19 protein-coding genes are annotated in these 19,576 nt (G+C 66.7%); 15 read left to right on the forward strand and 4 right to left on the reverse strand.

The features are described 5' to 3' along the window. The first annotated feature begins 81 nt into the window (after positions 1 to 81). From HV783_RS03980 to HV783_RS04040, 13 genes are all read left to right on the forward strand, one after another. Positions 82 to 990, forward strand: coding sequence for a LysR family transcriptional regulator (locus HV783_RS03980; RefSeq protein WP_054416693.1), 909 nt, complete (start codon positions 82 to 84; stop codon positions 988 to 990). Positions 991 to 1,425: 435 nt separating this feature from the next. Next, on the forward strand, positions 1,426 to 2,472 hold the full coding sequence (locus tag HV783_RS03985; RefSeq protein ID WP_006388185.1) for a TRAP transporter substrate-binding protein: 1,047 nt from the start codon (positions 1,426 to 1,428) through the stop codon (positions 2,470 to 2,472). An 86-nt stretch (positions 2,473 to 2,558) separates the two neighbouring features. Continuing rightward, positions 2,559 to 3,179, forward strand: coding sequence for a TRAP transporter small permease subunit (locus HV783_RS03990; RefSeq protein ID WP_006388186.1), 621 nt, complete (start codon positions 2,559 to 2,561; stop codon positions 3,177 to 3,179). Continuing rightward, the gene (locus HV783_RS03995) at positions 3,176 to 4,459 is read left to right on the forward strand and encodes a TRAP transporter large permease (RefSeq protein WP_006388187.1); all 1,284 of its coding nucleotides are present in this window, start codon (positions 3,176 to 3,178) and stop codon (positions 4,457 to 4,459) included. Before HV783_RS03990 ends, HV783_RS03995 begins: the two co-directional genes overlap by 4 nt. A gap of 71 nt (positions 4,460 to 4,530) precedes the next feature. Further along, complete coding sequence (locus HV783_RS04000) at positions 4,531 to 5,214, forward strand: DUF2848 domain-containing protein (protein ID WP_116791235.1); 684 nt, start codon at positions 4,531 to 4,533, stop codon at positions 5,212 to 5,214. A gap of 92 nt (positions 5,215 to 5,306) precedes the next feature. Further along, positions 5,307 to 6,653: an amidase gene (locus tag HV783_RS04005; RefSeq protein ID WP_064523014.1), complete on the forward strand. Its 1,347-nt coding sequence runs from the start codon at positions 5,307 to 5,309 to the stop codon at positions 6,651 to 6,653. A gap of 194 nt (positions 6,654 to 6,847) precedes the next feature. After that, positions 6,848 to 7,759, forward strand: coding sequence for a LysR family transcriptional regulator (locus HV783_RS04010; RefSeq protein WP_054502656.1), 912 nt, complete (start codon positions 6,848 to 6,850; stop codon positions 7,757 to 7,759). 101 nt (positions 7,760 to 7,860) lie between these two features. Then, entirely contained in the window at positions 7,861 to 8,667 is an 807-nt protein-coding gene (locus HV783_RS04015) for a putative hydro-lyase (protein WP_217484221.1), read from the forward strand. Positions 8,668 to 8,963: 296 nt separating this feature from the next. Next, positions 8,964 to 10,214, forward strand: coding sequence for an ABC transporter substrate-binding protein (locus HV783_RS04020; protein ID WP_006388192.1), 1,251 nt, complete (start codon positions 8,964 to 8,966; stop codon positions 10,212 to 10,214). 45 nt (positions 10,215 to 10,259) lie between these two features. Further along, entirely contained in the window at positions 10,260 to 11,111 is an 852-nt protein-coding gene (locus tag HV783_RS04025; RefSeq protein WP_064523012.1) for a branched-chain amino acid ABC transporter permease, read from the forward strand. Position 11,112: 1 nt separating this feature from the next. Further along, positions 11,113 to 12,102, forward strand: a complete 990-nt coding sequence (locus HV783_RS04030) for a branched-chain amino acid ABC transporter permease (RefSeq protein WP_054472166.1) — start codon at positions 11,113 to 11,115, stop codon at positions 12,100 to 12,102. Beyond that, complete coding sequence (locus HV783_RS04035; protein ID WP_054502654.1) at positions 12,083 to 12,805, forward strand: ABC transporter ATP-binding protein; 723 nt, start codon at positions 12,083 to 12,085, stop codon at positions 12,803 to 12,805. Before HV783_RS04030 ends, HV783_RS04035 begins: the two co-directional genes overlap by 20 nt. A 4-nt stretch (positions 12,806 to 12,809) precedes the next feature. Then, positions 12,810 to 13,517 (forward strand): ABC transporter ATP-binding protein, encoded by a 708-nt coding sequence (locus tag HV783_RS04040; RefSeq protein WP_054502653.1) that lies wholly within the window; start codon positions 12,810 to 12,812, stop codon positions 13,515 to 13,517. A 101-nt stretch (positions 13,518 to 13,618) separates the two neighbouring features. Here HV783_RS04040 and HV783_RS04045 read toward each other — a convergent pair whose 3' ends face one another. From HV783_RS04045 to HV783_RS04060, 4 genes are all read right to left on the reverse strand, one after another. Continuing rightward, positions 13,619 to 14,689 carry a porin gene (locus HV783_RS04045; protein ID WP_054502652.1) on the reverse strand — a complete coding sequence of 357 codons (1,071 nt, stop codon included), beginning with the start codon at positions 14,687 to 14,689 and terminating at the stop codon, positions 13,619 to 13,621. A gap of 336 nt (positions 14,690 to 15,025) precedes the next feature. After that, positions 15,026 to 16,327: a TRAP transporter large permease gene (locus tag HV783_RS04050; protein ID WP_054502651.1), complete on the reverse strand. Its 1,302-nt coding sequence runs from the start codon at positions 16,325 to 16,327 to the stop codon at positions 15,026 to 15,028. Then, positions 16,320 to 16,820 carry a TRAP transporter small permease gene (locus tag HV783_RS04055; protein ID WP_054502650.1) on the reverse strand — a complete coding sequence of 167 codons (501 nt, stop codon included), beginning with the start codon at positions 16,818 to 16,820 and terminating at the stop codon, positions 16,320 to 16,322. The genes HV783_RS04050 and HV783_RS04055 overlap by 8 nt, the downstream gene beginning before the upstream one ends. A 7-nt stretch (positions 16,821 to 16,827) precedes the next feature. Next, complete coding sequence (locus HV783_RS04060; RefSeq protein ID WP_054502649.1) at positions 16,828 to 17,802, reverse strand: TRAP transporter substrate-binding protein; 975 nt, start codon at positions 17,800 to 17,802, stop codon at positions 16,828 to 16,830. 283 nt (positions 17,803 to 18,085) lie between these two features. On the opposite strand from HV783_RS04060, the gene nudC reads away from it, so the two are divergent. Together nudC and HV783_RS04070 are read left to right on the forward strand one after the other, a co-directional pair. Then, positions 18,086 to 18,856 (forward strand): NAD(+) diphosphatase, encoded by a 771-nt coding sequence (nudC, locus tag HV783_RS04065; RefSeq protein WP_054502648.1) that lies wholly within the window; start codon positions 18,086 to 18,088, stop codon positions 18,854 to 18,856. 201 nt (positions 18,857 to 19,057) lie between these two features. Next, positions 19,058 to 19,567, forward strand: coding sequence for a winged helix DNA-binding protein (locus HV783_RS04070; protein ID WP_175188733.1), 510 nt, complete (start codon positions 19,058 to 19,060; stop codon positions 19,565 to 19,567). Positions 19,568 to 19,576: the final 9 nt, after the last annotated feature.

Below are 19,576 nucleotides of genomic sequence, written 5' to 3' on the forward strand. Positions count from 1 at the left end.
GGCTCCTTGTGCGCGATGGGGCCGTGGAGGGGCCACGGGGCGGCTGACATGATACGCTCATCGCGGCAAGGGGAAAGGTTCATGATCGAACTACGCAATATAGAAACATTCTTTTGGGTCGCCACGCTGGGCAGCTTCCGTGCCGCGTCCGACAAGCTCAACACCACGCAGCCGGCGGTATCGCAACGCATCGCCTCGCTCGAGGCCGATCTGGGCGTGCGCCTGTTCGAGCGCGACGCCCGCGGCGTCAAGCTGACCGCCAAGGGCCATGAACTGCTGTCGCACGCCGAGCGCATGCTGCAAGTGCGGCGCGACATGTTCGAGGCCGCGCGCGAGCAGAACGTCATGACGGGCACGGTGCGCATCGGCGTGGCCGAGACCATCGTGCAGACCTGGCTGCCGACGCTGATCGAGCTGGTGCACGCCGCGTATCCGGCGCTGGTGCTGGAGATCGAGGTGGACACCACCCACGTGCTGCGCTCGCACCTGATGTCGCGCCAGATCGACCTGGCTTTCCTCATGGGGCCGGTGCTGGAGGCGCGGGTCGAGAACCTGCCGCTGTGCACCTATCCGCTGGCCTGGGTCGCCAGTCCGCTGCTGGAACTGGGCCCCGAACCCTTGACGCTGGAACGCATTGGCCGCCTGCCCATCGTCACCTATCCGTCCAATAGCGCGCCATATCGTGTGGTGCGCGACATGCTGACGCGCGCCGGCGTGGCGTCGCCGCGCATGTACGGCAGCGCCTCGATGTCGATGGTGGTGCGGATGACGCAGGACTGCATCGGCACCAGCGTGATCGCGCCGGTGTTCCTGGGCAAGGAACTGGCGCGAGGCGAACTGCGCATCCTGCGGGTCGATGCCGACCCGCTGCCCGAATTGAGTTTCACGGCCACCTGGGTGCAGGGGCCGGACAGCCACGCGGCGCGGCTGATCGCGCAGATGGCGCAAAAAGTGGCCGCGCAGGCGGGCGACGGTGTGGCGTCGTCCTAAGGCCTGTCCGCGCGAAAGCAAGCCGCGCACGGACCCCGGGCCGCACCGGCAACGGCACGCATCATGATCCGCCGGGGCGCGCGCGCCTAGGTGTTTTCCCCAGCGCCGCGCGCGCGGGCGGTCATGCGAAGCGCTCGCGGCGCGCCCGCGTCCGACCCCCCGATTCCGCGCCAGGCCGCATGGTTGCTGGCTCTGCGGCCGGCGCCGGGCGGCCCGCCGGCGAGACCCAAGAAATATTTATACCCCCACATCGCAACATACGATTGGACGCTCGGCGCCCCTGACGCTGCAATGGCGGCATATCAAGAAGATCGCCTGGAAGCACAGGCGCGGGGGAAAAACTTTGCTCCTCTGACGTTCCGATTTCTACCCGCGCGCTCAAGGTAACGGGGACCCGCGCGCGCCAGACCATCCCGCCAGCCAGGAGTTTGTTCCATGAAGAAGTCGCTCGCTCTCGCCGCCGTCGCCGCCAGCCTGTTGGCCGGCGCCGCCCAGGCGCAAGACCTGCCCAAGACCCATTTGAAGGTGGTCGGCGGCCTGTCCAACCTGACCGCCTACAACGATTACGAAAAGCCGTTCTGGACCAAGACCATTCCGGAAGCGTCCAAGGGCCAGGTCACCGCGGACATCAAGGGCTTCAATGAAATGGGCCTGAAGGGCCCGGAACTGCTGCGCCTGATGTCGACCGGCGTGGTCGAGTTCGGCACCGCCACGCTGTCGTACTTCGCCAGCGACAACCCGATCAACGAAGCCATCGACCTGGCCGGCCTGGCGCCGGACGTGAAGACGGCGCGCGAGGTGACCAACGCCTTCGAGCCGGTCTACGCGCGCCTCTATGGCGAAGGCAGCAACGTCAAGCTGCTGGGCATCTCCACCTATCCGGCGCAGGTGCTGTTCTGCAACGCCGAGATCAAGGGCCTGGCCGACATCAAGGGCAAGAAGGTCCGCACCAGCAGCCGCACCACCGCCGAATTCGTGGAAGCGCTGGGCGGCTCCAGCGTCACCATGGCGTTCGGCGAAGTGGTGCCGGCGCTGCAGAACAAGGTGGTCGATTGCGCCATCACCGGCTCGCTGTCGGGCTACTCGGCCAAGTGGTACGAAGTGTCGACCCACCTGGTGGCGCTGCCGATCAACTGGAACCAGCAGATCCACGCCGTCAACCAGAAGGCCTGGGACAAGCTCGATCCCAACGTGCGCACCTTCCTGCAGGCCAACGTCAAGACGCTGGTCGACAACATCTGGGATGCCGCGGCGCGCCAGACCCAGGAAGGCTATGACTGCAACACCGGCGCGGCCGCGTGCCCGTTCCCGGTCAAGGGCAAGATGGTGCTGGTGCAGCCTTCGGACGCCGACCGCGAACTGCTCAAGAAGGTGACGCAGGAAGCCGTGCTGCCCAAGTGGGCCGCGCGTTGCTCGGCGCAGTGCGTCAAGGACTTCAACGCCACCGTCGGCAAGACGCTGGGCGTGACCGCCAGCAAGTAAGCGAGACCGCGCGCCGTCCGCCGTTGCAGCGGCGGCGCGCCTGCGATTCATCATCGAGGCCGTATCCGGCCGCAGAGGTTTTTCCCATGACCCGAACCGAACACTTCCGCCTGCTGGGCGGGCTGCTGCGTCGCGCCGAGACCTTCTCGCGCGTCGCGGTGTGGGCGGGCGGCGCGCTGACCATCGCCAGCGTGCTGCTCATTTCCTTCGACGTGCTGGCCCGCAAGTTTCTGGGCTTCAACACCGGCGGCGCCGACGAACTGTCCAGCTACGCCTTCGCCATCAGCACCTCCTGGGCGCTGGCCTTTGCCACGCTGCAGCGCGCCAACGTGCGGGTGGACGTGCTCTACCAGAAGCTGCCGGTGCGCGTGTCGGCCGTGCTCGATTGGGTTTCCATGGTGGCGCTGGCGGTCTTCATGGTGTTCCTGACCTATTACGCCTATGAAGTGGTGCAGATGTCGTGGGCGCAGAAGTCCGCCGCCAACACGCCGCTGGCTACGCCGTTGTGGATTCCCCAAGGCCTGTGGCTGCTGGGCTTGGCCTGGATGTGCATTACCGTCGCCCTGATGCTGGCGCGCGCCTCGGCCGCCCTGGTGACCGGCGACATCGAACTGGTCAAGGAAATCTGCGGCGTGCGTTCCGCGCAGGAAGAAGCCGACGAGGAAGCCGCCGCCGGCGAGCGCATGGTCAAGGGAGCCGCCGCATGATCGCCACCGCCCTGACTCTGTTGCTGGTCCTGATCGGCCTGTCGATCCCCGTGGGCGCGGCCCTGGGGGTGCTGGGCCTGATCCTGGACCCGATGTTCTCGATGCTGCCGCTGTCGCGCGCGATCGGCGAGATATCCTGGAGCACCAACAACGAATTCCTGCTGGTCGCCATTCCGCTGTTCATCATGCTGGGCGAGGTGCTGCTGCGGGCCGGCTTCGCCGAACGCATGTACGGCGCCATGAGCCTGTGGCTGTCGTGGCTGCCGGGCGGCCTGATGCACGCCAACATCGGCGCCTCGACGCTGTTCTCGGCCACCTCCGGCTCCAGCGTCGCCACCGCCGCGACGGTCGGCACCGTGGCGATTCCGCAGATCCGCAAGTATGGCTACAACGAGCCGCTGTTCCTGGGCAGCCTGGCCGCGGGTGGCACGCTCGGCATCCTGATCCCGCCGTCGATCAACCTGGTGATCTATGGCGTGCTGACCAATTCGTCCGTGCCGAAGCTGTACCTGGCCGGCATCATCCCGGGCTTCGCCATGGCGGCGCTGTTCATGCTGACGGTGATGATCGCCTGCGTGGTCAAGCCGTCCTGGGGCGGCAAGAAGATCCAGGCCACCTGGGGCCAGCGCTTCGCCAGCCTGGTGCATCTGGCGCCGCCGATGGGCATCTTCCTGCTGGTGGTGGGCTCGATCTACGCCGGCCTGGCCACGCCCACCGAGGCCGCCGCGCTGGGCGTGCTGGGCGCGCTGATCCTGGCCGCCTGGTTCCGCCGCCTGACCTGGACCATGCTGCGCGAGGCGATGGAAGGCACCATGCGCTCGACCGCCATGATCATGCTGATCGTGGTGGCTGCCAGCTTCCTGAACTTCGTCATGTCCGCCACCGGCCTGACCGACGCGCTGACCCAGTCCATCACCGGGCTGGGCCTGTCGCCGGGCTGGATGCTGCTGATCGTGATCGTGTTCTACCTGGTGCTGGGCTGCTTCATGGAGACCCTGTCGATGATGATCACGACCATCCCCATCGTCGCGCCCATCATGATCGCGCTGGGCTACGACCCGATCTGGCTGGGCATCATCATCATCATCCTGGTCGAGGCCGCGCTGATCACGCCGCCGGTGGGGCTGAACCTGTTCGTGGTGCAGAGCCTGCGCAAGAGCGGCTCGATGAGCGCCGTGATCACCGGCAGCCTGCCGTTCGTGCTGGCCATGTTCGTGATGCTGGCGTTGCTGGCGTGGTGGCCCGACCTGGCCCTGTGGCTGCCGCGCGTGTTCGGCTAGCCCCGGTATCCCTTCGGGCACGGCCGCGCGGCCGTGCCCATTCTTCCCCGTTTACCTCCGCAGGACTTTTCATGAAAGCCGTATTCCAGATCGAAGCCGATTCCCCCCGCCAGGTCGAGGTGGACTTCAATACCCTCATCGTGGCCGGCTGGGCCGGGCGCGACCTCGCCGCCATCGAGCACCACATCGAGGAACTGGCCGCCATCGGCGTGCCGCGTCCCACCAGCGTGCCGCTGTACTACCGCATCGCCGACAACCAGTTGACCCAGGCCGAACGGGTGCAGGCGGTGGGCGGCGATTCGTCCGGCGAGGTCGAGACCTTCGTGTTCGCGGCCGACGGCGAAATGTACGTGAGCATTGCCTCGGACCACACCGACCGCAAGCTGGAGACGGTCAGTGTGGCCATGTCCAAGCAGGTCTGCGTCAAGCCGGTGGCGACCTCGGCGTGGCGCCTGGCCGACGTGGCCGAATACTGGGACGAACTGGTAATCCGTTCGTACATCGTCGAGAACGGCGCCGAGGTGCTGTACCAGGAAGGCCCGCTGGCCTCGCTGCGCACGCCGCAGGACCTGATCGCCGGCTACACCGGCGGCGGCGCCACGCTGCCCGAAGGCGCCGGCATGACCTGCGGCACCGTCGGCGCCATCGGCGGCATCCGCCCGTCGGCCGAATTCACCATGGAACTGTTCGATCCGCGCCGCCAACGCAGCCTGCGCCACCGTTATCATGTCGAGATCCTGCCGGTGGTGGCCTGACGCCCGGCAGGCGCCCTGATTGCCATGACGCGCCCCTGCGGGGCGCGCCGGTCCAACACTTTTCATGCCGCCCCGCGGCCCCCTGGAACCGTATGCTTTCGACCCTGAATGACCTGACCGCCGCCCTGAACGACGGCCGCACCACTTCCGTTGAACTGACCGAGGCCGCCCTGGCTCGCGCCAACGATCCGGCCGGCGAGGGCGCCCGCGCCTTCACCCGCCTGTATGCCGAGGCGGCGCTGGCCCAGGCCCGCGCCTCGGACACGCTGCGCGCCGCCGGCATCGTGCGCTCGGCCATCGAGGGCCTGCCGATCAGCATCAAGGACCTGTTCGACATCGAGGGCGAGACCACCATGGCCGGCTCGGTGGCGCGCGAGGGCGAACCGGCGGCCGACGCCAACGCCGAAGTGGTGCAGCGCCTGATCGCCGCCGGCGCGGTCATCATCGGCCGCACCAACATGACCGAATTCGCCTATTCGGGCCTGGGCATCAACCCCCATTACGGCACGCCGCTGAACCCCTGGGACCGCGCCACGGGCCGCATTCCCGGCGGCTCCTCGTCGGGCGCGGCGGTGTCGGTGGCAGACGGCATGGCGGTGGCCGCCATCGGTTCGGACACCGGCGGCTCGGTGCGCATTCCCGCCGCCCTGTGCGGCCTGACCGGCTTCAAGCCCAGCGCCTGGCGCGTGTCGATGGAAGGCGTGCTGCCGCTGTCGGCCAACCTGGATTCCATCGGCCCCATCGCCGCCAGCGTGCGCTGCTGCGCCGAACTCGACGCCATCCTGTCGGGCGAGGGCGGGCCGGTGCCCGAGGCGCTGCCGCTGCGCGGCCTGCGCCTGGCGGTGCCCCAGACGCTGGCGCTGGATGCCATGGACAAGCACGTGTCCGACACCTTCGCGCGCACCGTGGCGCGGTTGGCAGAGGCTGGCGCGCTGGTCGACGAGGTTGCCATCCCGGAATTCGCCGAGCTGGCCGGCATCAACGCCAAGGGCGGCTTCACCGCCGCCGAGGCCTGGGCCTGGCATCGCGACCTGATCGCCCGCGCCGGCAAGCGTTACGATCCGCGCGTGGTGTCGCGCATCATGCGCGGCAAGGACATGAGCGCCGCCGACTACCTGGACCTGCTGGACGCGCGCGAAGCCTGGGTCGCCGCGGTCGACCGCCGCATCGCCGGCTACGATGCGCTGATCCTGCCGACCACGCCGATCGTGGCGCCGGCCGTGGCCGACCTGACGGCCTCGGATGAAGCCTATTACGCCGCCAACGGCCTGATCCTGCGCAATCCCACGCTGATCAACTTCCTCGACGGCTGCGCGCTGTCGCTGCCTTGCCACGCCGACGGCAGCGCGCCGGTCGGCCTGATGATCGCCGGCAGCAACGGCGCCGACCGCCGCATCCTGGCCATTGGCCTGGCGGTCGAGGAACTGCTCGCGGGTTGAACCCGGACCGGGGCCGCGCCCGCTCTCGGCCCCGGGCCGCCCGCTGTCGGGCCTTGCTTCGCGGGGACGGCTGTCGGGCGGGGATGGCGGCCGCGCGGGCGGGCAGGGCGGTGTTTTCCGCCATATCGGAACCGTCCCCCAGACGCTAACATCCAGGCTGGACATGCCGCGCAACGGGGCAGGATACGGGCGCCATGATAGATCTGCGCAATATCGAGACGTTTTTCTGGGTGGCCACGCTGGGCGGCTTTCGCGCCGCGGCCGAAAAGCTCAATGCCACTCAACCGGCGATTTCCCAGCGCATCGCGTCGCTGGAATCCGACCTGGGCATCCGCCTGTTCGACCGCGACGTGCGCGGCATCAAGCTGACCGGCAAGGGCCAGGAACTGCTGTCACACGCCGAGCGCATGCTGCAACTGCGCCGCGACATGCAGGAAGCGGCGCGGGCCAAGAGCGTTATGACCGGCACCCTGCGGCTGGGCGTGTCCGAGACCATCGTGCATACCTGGCTGCCGACGCTGATGGAATACCTGCACGACGCCTACCCGGCGCTGATGGTCGAGATCCAGGTGGACACCACTACCGTGCTCAAGACCCAACTGGCCTCGCGCCAGATCGACCTGGCGTTCCTGCTGGGGCCGATGGAAGAGCCGCGCATCGAAAACCTGTACCTGTGCAATTACCCGCTCAGTTGGGTCGCCAGCCCCAAGCTGAAGGTGGGACGCCAGCCCATCAGCCTGAAGCGGCTGGGGGAGTGGCCGGTCATCACCTATTCGTCCACCACCGATCCGCACCGCGCGGTGCGGCAATTGCTGCAGCAGGCCGGCGTGGACGCGCCGCGCATGTATGGCAGTTCGGCGCTGAGCGTGATCGTGCGCATGGCGCTCGACGGCATCGGCACCGCCGTGATCGCCCCGGTGATCCTGCGCAAGGAGCTGACCCAGGGCGAGCTGCGGGTGCTGGAGGTCAAGGCGCCGGCGTTGCCGCCGCTGCACTACACCGCCTGCTGGATGCAGGGCCCCGACAGCCAGGTGCCGCGCACCGTGGCCGAGGCCGCCCAGCACATTGCGCGTGAAGAAGCGCTGCGCCATCCGGCAAAACCCTGATAAGGAATTCTGATCGGGGTCTATCGCAACATGTGATTAGACGCCGGGCCCGAGTTCCGGTGCAATGGCGCCATACCAACACTGGCTTCAGGGGAATGGACATGGCATTGGATTCGGCGGCCCGCAACAGCGTGGAACTGGCGCGTCGCGCAAGGCTCGACGCCCGCAGCGGCAAACTGAGCGGTCCCACGGCCAACCTGGCGCCGGGGCACGTGCAGGCCAACCTGGCGATCCTGCCGCGCGCGCTGGCGGCGGATTTCCTGCATTTCTGCCAACGCAATCCCAAGCCGTGCCCATTGCTGGCCATGTCCGAGCCGGGCGATCCCTCCCTGCCCGAACTGGGCCAGGACATCGACATCCGCACCGACATCCCGCGCTATCGCGTGTGGCGGAACGGCGAGCTGGTGGCCGAGCCGACCGACGTGCGCGACCTGTGGCGCGATGACCTGGTGTCGTTCCTGATCGGCTGCTCGTTCTCGTTCGAGGAAGCGATGCTGGACAACGGCCTGCCGGTGCGCCACATCGAGCAGGGCTGCAATGTGCCGATGTACCGCACCAATATCCCGACCCATGCCGCCGGCGTCTTCGGCGGCCCGCTGGTGGTGTCGATGCGGCCCCTGAAGGCCGCCGACGCCATCCGCGCCATCCAGGTGACCTCGCGTTTTCCCTCGGTGCACGGCGCCCCCGTGCATATCGGCGACCCCGCATTGATCGGGATTGCCGATATCGACCGACCGGATTATGGTGACGCGGTGGAGATCCGCGCCGGCGAGCTGCCGGTGTTCTGGGCCTGCGGCGTGACGCCGCAATCGGTGGTGGCCGCCGTGCGCCCCGATTTCTGCATCACCCACGCGCCCGGGCATATGCTGGTCACCGACCTGGTCAACAGCCGCATGGCGATCCTGTAGGCCGCGCTCCGATTCTCAGTCAACCGTCAGCGGAAAACCGCTAGAAATCACAGTCTTCGCGCACTAGCAGTACCCATTACAAAGCGTCCATGGTCGGACGCGTCAGCAGCTTTGGTTTTGCCTCCAGAAAGATCCATGACAGGACAAGGGGAAAAGGCGACAAGAGTTCAAGATCCACCACCCGTCGGACTGCGCACGGGTGGCGGGTCGCCGCAGGCCCGGATTTCCCGGGCCCGGGGCCATGCGCCCCGCGTTTTGCATTGCTTTCACAGTGGAATTTCTCCAGGAGTCAGGTAATGAAGATGAAGCTCATTGCGGGTGTCGCCGCGAGTCTGGCGCTGTTGGCCGCCGCGCCGACGCAGGCCCAGGTCAAGACCGTGAAGATCGGCGCGATCTATCCCCTGTCCGGCGCGCTGGCGTCCACCGGCGCCGAGATCAAGGCCGCGGTCGAACTGGCCGTGGACATCGTCAATAATCCGCATCCCGAACTGGAAGGGATCCCGCTGGCCGCGGGCGCCGGCCTGCCGGCGCTGGGCGGCGCCAAGATCGAGGTCGTGTTCGGCGATTCGCAGGGCAAGCCCGAAGTGGGCCTGGCCGACGCGCAGCGGCTGATCGATCAGGAAAAGGTGGTGGCCCTGACCGGCGCCTACCAGTCGGCCGTCACCAAGACCGCCAGCCGCATCGCCGAGCAGCGCGGCATTCCCTACCTGAATGGCGAGTCCAGCAGCCCGGACCTGACCGAGCGCGGCTACAAGTGGTTCTTCCGCACCTCGCCCAACGACGACACCTTCGTCGAGAACATGATGCAGTTCCTGGACGGCGTGAAGGGCACGCCGACCGCCAAGATCGCGGTGGTCTACGAGAATACCGACTTTGGCGTCAACACCTACAAGGCGGTCGAGAAGTTCGCCAAGCAGTACAAGCGCCAGGTGGTGGCCAACATCGCCTACAGCGCCGGTTCGGCCTCGGTGACGGCCGAGGTGCAGAAGCTGGCCGCCGCCAAGCCCGACGTGGCGATCTTCGCCAGCTACACCTCGGACGCCATGCTGTTCGTGCGCACCATGCGCGAAAGCAAGTACGCGCCGCCGGTGCTGCTGGCCAACGACGCCGGCTTCATCGATTCGCGCTTCGTGCAGGAAGTGGGCCCGCAGGTGCAGGGCGTGCTGACGCGCGACGTGTGGGGCAACGACGTCGCCGCCGCCAAGGCCGGCCTGAAGAAGATCAACGACATGTACAAGGCCAAGACCGGCAAGGACCTGAACGGCAACAACGCCCGTTCGATGCAGGGCGTGCTGGTGCTGGCCGATGCCATCAACCGCGCCGGTTCCACCGATCCGGAAGCGATCCGCAAGGCGCTGGCGGCCACCGACCTGGGCGAGGCGCAAGTGGCCATGCCCTGGGCCGGCGTGAAGTTCGACGACAAGGGCCAGAACACCAAGGGTTCGGGACTGATCCTGGAACTGAAGGGCTCGTCCTACCAGACGGTCTGGCCGGAAAAGTACCGCACCGACAAGACGCTGCCCACGCTGCCGTTCTCCTGGAAGTAATCATCAGCCGTGGCGGGCCGCGGGGGCCCGCCACAGGAGCACTCCATGTTTGAAGCTCTCTCGGCAGGCCTGTTCAACGGCCTGATCTATGCCGCGGTGGCTGTGGGGCTGGCGCTGATCTGGGGCATCACCGACGTCATCAACTTCGCCCATGGCGAATTCCTGATGCTCGGCATGTATGCCGCCTATTGGCTCTATACCCTGGGTCATATCGACCCCACGCTGTCGGCCCCTCTGGTCGCCATCGTGCTGGCCTTCGTTGGTTTCCTCACTTATGCGCTGATCATCAAGCGCCTGCAGAAAGGTCCCGCCATGGCGGTGATCCTGGCCACCTTCGGCCTGGGCCTGGTGCTGCGGCAACTGGCGTTCATCGCCTTCAGCCCCGACTACCGCAGCCTGCCCGACACCCTGGTGTCCGGCAGCGTCACCGTGGCGGGCATCTCGCTGGGCCGTCCGCAGGTGGTGACCGGACTGATCGCGCTGGTGATGGTGGTCGCGCTGTTCGTGCTGGTGTACCGCACGCGCTGGGGCCATGCGCTGCAGGCGGTGGCCGAAGACCGCCAGGTGGCGGCGCTGGTCGGCATTTCGCCCGACCGCGTCAACGCCCAGGTCTGGATGCTGGGCAGCGCCGCCGTCGGCCTGGCCGGCGCGCTGCTGACCACGTTCTTCTACGTGTTCCCATCGGTGGGCACGGTATTCGGCCTGCTGGCTTTCGTGGCGGTCTGCATGGGCGGCTTCGGCTCGCTGCCGGGCGCCTTCATCGCGGGCATCCTGATCGGGATCATCGAGGCAATGACGGGCTACTTCGTGGCGCCGGCGCTGAAGACGGTCAGCGTCTTCATCCTCTTCATCCTGGTTCTCTGGTATCGGCCGCGCGGCCTGTTCGGGCGGTGGTGACATGACGACGACACAGAAAAAGGACGGCGCGGCCTCGGGCGTGCCGAAATGGCCGGTGGCCGTGGCCCTGGCGGCGGCGGTGCTGCTGGCGCTGGTGCCGCTGGTGGTGACCGACTCGTTCACCCTGCAGGTGCTGCTGCTGGCCATCATGTTCGGCGCGCTCGGCGCGTGCTGGAACCTGGTGGGCGGCTTTCTTGGGCGCATTTCCTTCGGCCACGCGGTGTTCGTGGGCGTGGGCGGCTACACCACGCTGTTGCTGCTGCATCATCTGAAGCTGACACCATTGCTCGGCATTCCGCTGGGCGGCCTGATCAGCGCGGCGCTGGCCTGGCTGGTGGGCGGGCCGACGCTGCGCCTGTCCGGCCACTATTTCGCCATGGCCACCATCGCGCTGCTGCAGATCGGGCTGCTGCTGATGATCAACTGGGACTGGGCCGGCGGCGCGGTCGGGCTGGAGGCGCCGATCGGCGACGCCGCCTGGATGCTGCTGTTCCGCAGCAAGGTGCCGTACTACTGGATCGCGGTGGGGCTGGCGTTCCTGACGTTCTGCGCCACGTACTTCCTGGTGCATTCCAAGACCGGCTTCTATTGGCGCGCCATCAATGGCGACGAAGCGGCCTCGCGCAGCCTGGGCGTGCCGGCGGACCGCTACAAGATGCTGGCGTTCGTGCTGTCCGCCGGCATGACCGGGGTGTGGGGCGGCTTCTTCGCCATGTACGTGGGCTTCATCGATCCTGAGTCGATGTTCAGCCTGACGATGTCGGTGCAGGTGGTGCTGGTGGCCATCCTGGGCGGCGTCGGCACGCTGGTCGGTCCGTGGCTGGGCGCCGCGGTGCTGCTGCCGCTGTCGGAAGGCACGCGGGTGCTGTGGGGCAGTTCGGGCCTGGGCCTGGACCTGCTGATTTTCGGGTTGGCGATCCTGCTCGTCACCCTGTTCCTGCCAGGCGGTCTGGTGACATTGAGGAGGCGCCGTGGCTCTGCTCGACGTTAAGAACCTGACCAAGCGCTTCGGCGGCCTGGTCGCCAACAAGGACATCTCGCTGTCGGTAGAGGCGGGTGAGATCGTCGCCATCATCGGTCCCAACGGCGCGGGCAAGAGCACGCTGTTCAACGGCCTGGTCGGCCATCACGAGCCGACCTCGGGCACGGTGGCGTTCGCCGGCGAGTCCATGATCGGCCGGCGGCCGGAGCAGGTCGCGGCCATGGGCCTGGTGCGCACCTACCAGATCCCGCGCAGCTTCGGCCAGATGACGGTGTTGGAGAACGCCATGGTCGGCGCGCTGCTGCGCCATCCGCGCCTGCCCGACGCGCGTCGCGCGTCGGCGCGGGTGCTGGAGCTGGTGGGCCTGGCCGACCGCGCCGATACGCTGGCGGCCGAGTTGAACGTGGCAGGGCAGAAGCGGGTCGAGCTGGCGCGTGCGCTGGCGACCGAGCCGCGCATGCTGCTGCTGGACGAAGTGGCCGGCGGCCTCAATCCGGCCGAGGCCATCGCGCTGGCCGAGATCCTGCGCGGCATCCATGCCGCCGGGGTCACGCTGATCATCGTCGAGCACGTGCTGGAGGTGGTGATGCGGCTGGCGCAACGGGTGCTGGTGTTGAATTTTGGCCAGATGATCGCGGAAGGGGCGCCCCAGGACATCGTGCGCCATCCCGCCGTGATCGAGGCTTATCTGGGGAGGAAGCACCGTGCCTGATGCGATGTTGAAGGTCGACAACCTGAGCGTGGCCTACGGCGGCGTGCAGGCCGTGCGCGACGTGTCGCTGGAAGTGCGGCAAGGCGAAATCGCCGCGCTGCTTGGCGCCAACGGCGCCGGCAAGTCCAGCACGCTGCTGGCCATCATCGGCTCGGTCAAGCCCAGGGAAGGCCGGGTCGTCTTCGAAGGGCGCGACATCACGGGAACGCCGCCGGACCAGTTGGTCAAGCAGGGTATCGCCATGATTCCGGAAGGCGCGCGGGTGTTCGCGCGCCAGCCGGTCGAGCAGAACCTGCGGCTGGGGGCGTACACCGTGCGCGACGAGCGCATCTACCAGGAGCGGCTGGACAAGGTCTACACGCTGTTCCCGCGGCTCAAGGAGCGCCGTGAACAGCTCGCGGGCACCATGTCCGGCGGCGAGCGGCAGATGCTGGCGATCGGCCGCGCCCTGATGAGCGGGCCGCGGCTGCTGCTGATCGACGAGCCCAGCCTGGGCCTGTCGCCGCTGCTGGTGGAGCAGGTGTTCGACGCCCTGGCCGCGCTGAACCGCGACGATGGCCTGTCGGTGCTGCTGGTCGAGCAGAACATGACGCAGGCGCTGGAAGTGGCGTCGCGCGCCTATGTGATGCAGAGCGCGCGCATTGCGCTGTCGGGTGATGCCGCCGAGCTGGCGGCGTCGGACGAGGTGCGCAAGGCGTATCTCGGGATGTAGCCCGTCGGCCGCTTTCCGCCAGGCGAAAAAAAGCCCGTCGCGCGAGGCGACGGGCTTTTTCTTGATAGGCGGCCGGGGGCGGGCCGACAGTCTCGAAGGACTCAGAAGATGTGGCGGATGCCCACGCCGGCGCCGACCTGGCTGGTGCGGCCGGCGATTTCGCCGGTGGCGGCGTCGCGGACCTTGTTGTAGTCCACGGTGCCGTACACCTGGGTGCGCTTGGACAGCGAGTACTCGGCCACGGCCACCAGGGCGTAGCGCTTGCCCTTGTCGCCGTCCTCGACCACGTTCTTGCTCTGGTCGTAGTAGGCGGCGCCGGTGATGGCCCAGCGCGGGGTGGCCTGCCAGGTCACGCCGGCGAAGTAGCCGTTGTCCTTGCGGTCGAGCTGGGCGGTGGTGGTGCCACCCATGACGGCGTTGACCCAGCCGGTCTGGTCGCGGCCGTTGAAGTAGCCCGCGAAGATCTTGGCGCTTTCGAACTGGTACGAGGCGCTGAAGTTCCAGACGCGCTGGCGCAGGTCGGAATCGTTGCCTTCGTAGGTGTTCTGGTACGCGGCGCCCAGACCCAGTTGACCGACGGTGTAGCGCAGGCTCACACCCATCTGCTGACCGGCCTTGCGGTCAGACCACTTGTCGCCGTTGGCCCACTGCGCGATCACGTTCAGGTCGCCCAGCGTGTTCGAGTAGCGGAACGAGTTGTTGTTGCGCACGCGGCCCATGGCGGCGGGCAGCCACGAGTTTTCGTTGTAGTTACCGACCGTCAGCGGGTCGAAGTAGTCGGCCATCAGGTCCTGGATCACCGTGTTCTGCAGGCCCAGGGTCAGCGCGCCGATCTTGCCGCCATCCAGGCCGACGTAGGCCAGGCGGTTGAAGGTCTTGCTGGTGTCGGAGGCCTTGCCGTTCTGCACGTTGAAGCCTTGCTCCAGGCGGAAGAAGGCGCGGTTGCCGTCGCCCAGGTCTTCCGAGCCGCGCAGGCCCCAACGGCTGTTGGAGATGGCGCCGTTGGCCATGGAGATGCGGCTGCCGTCCTGGCCGGTGGCGCCGTCGCTGGTGTTGACGTAGCGGATGCTGACGTCGGCGATACCGTACAGGGTGACGCTGGTTTCCGCGGAAGCGGCGCCGGCGGCCAGGCCGAGACCGGCTGCGGCGAGCGAGAGGGTGATGCGTTTCACGAAGGCTTCTCCTAATGTTTCTGTTCTTTGCGTACGTCGGGCTTTTGACTCGACGGGATGCGCCTGGCGGTTCGCCCGGAGCGGGGCCGCTGCACCGACGCCAGGGGTTGGCGCGGGTCCGGAGCGTTGGCCCTGGTTGCGTTTGTGCGCCATCTTGGTGCGCACTGGAACGCCACGGGGATTCTAAAAAAGTTACGGCTTGTGTAGTGCGTTTATCTTTTTCGCGTTTTCCCTGGGTTTACAGAATTACAAAAAAGGCGATGGTTGAAACAATCAGGCGATTGTTCCAAAAAAAACCCCGTTGCGAGAACGGGGTTTCTGGGGGGCGCTACGGGCTCATAGCGTCATATGCAGCGGCAGCCACGTGGCGATGCCGGGCACCATGTACAGTAGCAGCACCGCCAGGATCATCAGGAAGAACATCGGCAGCGAGGCGCGCGCGATGTAGGGCAGTTCGCGCCCGCTCATGCCCGACAGCACGAACAGGTTGAAGCCCACCGGCGGCGTGATCTGTGCCATTTCCACAACGAAAACGATGAAGATGCCGAACCAGATCAGGTCGATGCCGGCCGCCTGCACGGTCGGCAGTAGCACGCCCATCGTCAGCACCACGATGGAAATGCCGTCCAGGAAGCAGCCCAGGATGATGAAGAACACCATCAGCGCCATGATCAGCCAGAACTGCGACAGGCCCAGCCCGCCGATCCATTCGGCCAGCGCCCGCGGCAGGCCGATGTAGCCCATTGCCAGCGTCAGGAACTGCGCGCCGGCCAGGATCAGCGCGATCATGCAGTACAGCCGGGTGGCGCCCAGCAGCGACTGCATGAAGGTGGAACGGTTCAGCGAGCCTTGCAGTCCCGACAGGATCAACGCCCCGACCACGCCCACCGCCGCCGCTTCCGTGGCCGTGGCCAGGCCGGTGTAGATCGAGCCCAGCACCGCGCCGATCAGCAGCATCACCGGAATCAGGTGGCGCGAACGCGACAGCTTTTGCATGAACGTCAGGCCGGGATCGGCGGCCGGCACTTCGTCCGGGTTGCGGATCGCCCACCAGGCGATGTAGCCCATGAACAGCAGCGCCAGCAGGATGCCCGGCACGATGCCAGCGATGAACAGCTTGGCGATCGACACGTCCGCCGCCACCCCGTAGACGATCATGATGATCGACGGCGGGATCAGCAGCCCCAGCGTGCCGGCGCCCGACAGCGTGCCCAGGATCTTCGATTCGGGGTAGCCGCGGCGCGTCAGCTCGGGGATGGTCATCTTGCCGACCGTGGCGCAGGTGGCGGCCGACGAGCCCGACACCGCCGCGAAGATGGCGCAGCCGATCACGTTGGTGTGCAGCAGGCGCCCGGGCAGCCGGTTGAGCCAGGGGGCCAGGCCCTTGAACAGGTCTTCCGACAGGCGCGTGCGGAACAGGATTTCACCCATCCACAGGAACAGGGGCAGGGCGGTCAGCGTCCAGCTCGACGAGGCGCCCCAGATGGTGACGGCCATGGCATCGCCGGCGGGACGGCTGGAGAAGATCTCCATGCCGATCCAGGCGGTGCCCGCCAGTGTCAGGCCGACCCAGACGCCGCATCCCAGGAACGCGAAGATCGAGACGACCAGCAGGGTAATGACGAGAAGTTCATTCATGGGTTTGCTGCGAGGTGGCGGCGGCCAGGCCGCGTGAACGGCGAACCAGCTCATCGAGCAGGGCGACCAGGAACAGGACCGTGCCCACGGCCATGCTCAACTGCGGAATCCACAGCGGCGTGGCGTCGTTGGACGTGGAGATGTCGTTGAACTGCCAGGAGTCGTAGGTAAGCTTGACGCTGAAGAAGGCGAAGGCGGCGGCCATCAGGCAGCCGATGCCCAGCGCGAAGATATCCAGGCGGCGGCTGCCGGCCGGGGACAGCGCGTTCAGCACCAGCGTCACGCGGATGTGCTCGCCATGCTTGAAGGTGCTGGCCAGCGCCAGGAAGCCCGCGGCGGCCATGAAATACCCGGCATAGGCGTCGGTGCCGGGAATGTTCAGGCCGAGCTGGCGCGCGACGATCGCGGCCAGCACCGCCACCAATACACCGATCGTGCACAGGCCGGCCAGCAGGCCGGCCGCGCCGTAAAGTCCATCCAGAAAGCGGCGCATGGTCGTATCACTGCTTCCGGTAGGCGTCGATCATGGCCTGGCCGTCGGCGCCGGCCTTCTTGAGCCAGTCATCCAGCATGCGCTTGCCGATCACCGACAGGCCTTCCTTGAGCTCGACGGTCGGCTTGATGGTTTCCATGCCGTTCTTGGCCAGTTCTTCCTGGTACCACTTGTTCTTTTCCTGCGACAGCTTCCAGCCGCGTTCCTCGGCCTGCGCGCCGGCCTTTTTCAAGGCTTCCTGCGTCGCCGGATCGAGCGCGTCGAACGCCTTCTTGTTGACGATCACGGCGTTCTTGGGCAGCCAGGCCTGGGTGTCGTAGAACTTCTTGATGTACTCGTAGGTCTTGGTGTCGTAGCCGGTGGAGGCCGACGACATGTACGAGTCGATCACGCCGGTGGCCAGGGCCTGCGACAGTTCGGCCTGCTGCACCGTCACCGGCTGGGCGCCGACCAGCTCGGCGATCTTGGCCGTCACCGGGCTGTAGGCGCGCCACTTCAGGCCCTTCATGTCGTTGATCTGCTTGATGTTCTTGTTGGCGAAGATGCCCTGGGGCGGCCAGGCCACCGCGTACAGCAGCGTCATGCCTTGCGAGTTCAGCTTCTTTTCCAGGAACGGCTTCTGCGCCTGGTAGAGCTTGAACGAGGCGTCGTAGCCGGTGGCCAGGAAGGGCAGGCCGTCCAGTTCGTAGATCGGGTCTTCGTTGGCGAAGTTGGTCAGCAGGATCTCGCCGATCTGGGCCTGGTTGCCTTGCACGGCGCGCTTGATTTCGGGCGCCTTGTACAGCGAGGCGTTGTTGTGCAGCGTGATCTTGAGCTTGCCTTCGGACAGCGTGTCCACGTCCTTGATGAAGGTCGTCAGGTTTTCGACGTGGAAGTTGCTGGCGGGATAGGCGCTGGGCAGGTCCCACTTGGTCTGGGCCTGGGCGCCGGCGCTGAACGCCACGATGAGGCTGCCGGTCAACAGCGAGAGCTTCTTGAACATGATGGTCCTTCTTTGCGAATGAGGAGTGCGGGACGTCGTGGCCCGGTAGGCATTGCGAAAAGAGCGCGCGGCGTCGTATGACGCGTAGCTTAAAAGCCGTGCCATTCTATGTTGCCAATTGGTCACAAAGTGCCTGTAAATGCGCGTTTACGGGTAATTCCTAGGCTGGCGCGCGCGGATTGCTTGAAGATTGAAATAGTGTGCCCACGGGCCGGACGAAGTCTTGCGGCGGGGCTTTTTTCTTCTAAGATCTCGTCATCGCAGTCGTGCCGCAGAGGGTCGTGTGAATTTCGTTTTTCGTCGTGACGAGTTGCTGGTCGAGGAAGCCACCAGCGTGTTGCCGGACCTGGACGCCTGTGTGCGGGCAGGACTTGGCGCCGATGCCTTGCAGCCGGTCTGGGCCGCGCCGGAATCGCCGGCCCGCGCCGCGCATGTCGAGCCGGGCATCGAAGCGCCGCACGGCTACGCGTTCAAGAAGCTGCGGTCGCTGTTCGGGGTGCTGGACGAGGAACGCATGGCGCTTGCCGGGCGCGCCTACCAGATCGCGGAATGGGCCCGCACCCATCGTTTCTGCGGCGCCTGCGGCACGCCTACCACGCGTGTCAGCGGCGAGTTCTGCCAGCGCTGCCCGGCCTGCGGCTTCTCGGCCTATCCGCGCATCTCGCCGGCCATGATGGTGCTGATCCGCAAGGGCGACAGCATCCTGCTGGCGCGCCACACCGCCAATGCCGCCGGGCGCTACACGGCGCTGGCCGGCTTCGTCGAGCCGGGCGAGAGCATCGAACAGACGGTGCACCGCGAGGTGCTGGAAGAGGTCGGCCTGAAGGTCGGCAACCTCAAGTACTTCGGCAGCCAGTCGTGGCCGTTTCCGCATTCGCTGATGGTGGCCTATACGGCCGAGTACGTGTCCGGCGACATCCGCGTGCAGGAAGACGAGATCGCCGATGCGCGCTGGTTCGGCCCGGGCGATCCGATGCCCGAGATCGCGGCGCGCATCTCCATCGCGGGGTCGCTGATCCGCGCGAATCTGCCGGCGGGCTGGGACGCGCCGTAGTCTTTTGTTGAGGGCAGGCGCCGCGGCGGGCGTCTGCCGCGAACGCCCTGGCGCGGCCGGACGGTTCTGTCAGCGGGGGCCAGGAGCTAGGGGTATTCCCTCGAAACGAGGGTTTTTTTTATGTCCCTGATTTATTTTTTATTGATGAAATATAGATAAATTATTAGTATTTCGCGCAGATAAACTCGTTGCGCGGCCGTTATGACCTCCACGTTGATCGCCTCGTCGGCCCACCTGGCCGGGGGCAGCGCGCCCGATCTGTCCGAAGTCGAATTCGGCCTGATGATCGCCAGCCACGCCTTTGACCGCTGGACCGTGCGCTGCATGGCGGCGGCGGGCCTGCCTGACCTGACGCCCACCGATGTCATGGTGTTCCACCACGTGTTCCACCGCCAGCGTCCCAAGAAGCTGGCCGACATTTGCTTCACGCTCAATGTCGAAGACACGCACATCGTCAATTACGCGCTGAAAAAGCTCGACCGCCTGGGCGTGGTCAAGGGCGATCGCGCCAGCAAGGAAGTGTTCTACAGCGTCACGCCCGAGGGCGCGGCGATCATCAAGCGCTACGGCGAAATCCGCGAGCAATGCCTCACCGCCGGCCTCGACGCGCCGGGCGGGGGCGGCCTGGAATTCAGCCGCCAGTTGGCGCACACGCTGCGCGCCCTGTCCGGCCTGTACGACCAGGCCGCGCGCGCCGCGACCTCCCTGTAACCGATACGC

Origin of the sequence: Achromobacter dolens, assembly GCF_902859745.1 — a bacterium.
Lineage (GTDB): Bacteria > Pseudomonadota > Gammaproteobacteria > Burkholderiales > Burkholderiaceae_B > Achromobacter > Achromobacter dolens.

Bases quoted from the DNA above. Each gene is read 5' to 3' on its own strand.
- HV783_RS04000 (WP_116791235.1), top strand. From the start codon at position 4,531: ATGAAAGCCGTATTCCAGATCGAAGCCGATTCCCCCCGCCAGGTCGAG.
- HV783_RS04025 (WP_064523012.1), top strand. From the start codon at position 10,260: ATGTTTGAAGCTCTCTCGGCAGGCCTGTTCAACGGCCTGATCTATGCC.
- HV783_RS03980 (WP_054416693.1), top strand. From the start codon at position 82: ATGATCGAACTACGCAATATAGAAACATTCTTTTGGGTCGCCACGCTG.
- HV783_RS04005 (WP_064523014.1), top strand. From the start codon at position 5,307: ATGCTTTCGACCCTGAATGACCTGACCGCCGCCCTGAACGACGGCCGC.
- HV783_RS03990 (WP_006388186.1), top strand. From the start codon at position 2,559: ATGACCCGAACCGAACACTTCCGCCTGCTGGGCGGGCTGCTGCGTCGC.
- HV783_RS04010 (WP_054502656.1), top strand. From the start codon at position 6,848: ATGATAGATCTGCGCAATATCGAGACGTTTTTCTGGGTGGCCACGCTG.
- HV783_RS04060 (WP_054502649.1), bottom strand. From the start codon at position 17,802: ATGTTCAAGAAGCTCTCGCTGTTGACCGGCAGCCTCATCGTGGCGTTC.
- HV783_RS03995 (WP_006388187.1), top strand. From the start codon at position 3,176: ATGATCGCCACCGCCCTGACTCTGTTGCTGGTCCTGATCGGCCTGTCG.
- HV783_RS04040 (WP_054502653.1), top strand. From the start codon at position 12,810: ATGTTGAAGGTCGACAACCTGAGCGTGGCCTACGGCGGCGTGCAGGCC.
- HV783_RS04020 (WP_006388192.1), top strand. From the start codon at position 8,964: ATGAAGATGAAGCTCATTGCGGGTGTCGCCGCGAGTCTGGCGCTGTTG.
- HV783_RS04050 (WP_054502651.1), bottom strand. From the start codon at position 16,327: ATGAATGAACTTCTCGTCATTACCCTGCTGGTCGTCTCGATCTTCGCG.
- HV783_RS04070 (WP_175188733.1), top strand. From the start codon at position 19,058: ATGACCTCCACGTTGATCGCCTCGTCGGCCCACCTGGCCGGGGGCAGC.
- HV783_RS04030 (WP_054472166.1), top strand. From the start codon at position 11,113: ATGACGACGACACAGAAAAAGGACGGCGCGGCCTCGGGCGTGCCGAAA.
- HV783_RS04055 (WP_054502650.1), bottom strand. From the start codon at position 16,820: ATGCGCCGCTTTCTGGATGGACTTTACGGCGCGGCCGGCCTGCTGGCC.
- HV783_RS03985 (WP_006388185.1), top strand. From the start codon at position 1,426: ATGAAGAAGTCGCTCGCTCTCGCCGCCGTCGCCGCCAGCCTGTTGGCC.
- HV783_RS04015 (WP_217484221.1), top strand. From the start codon at position 7,861: ATGGCATTGGATTCGGCGGCCCGCAACAGCGTGGAACTGGCGCGTCGC.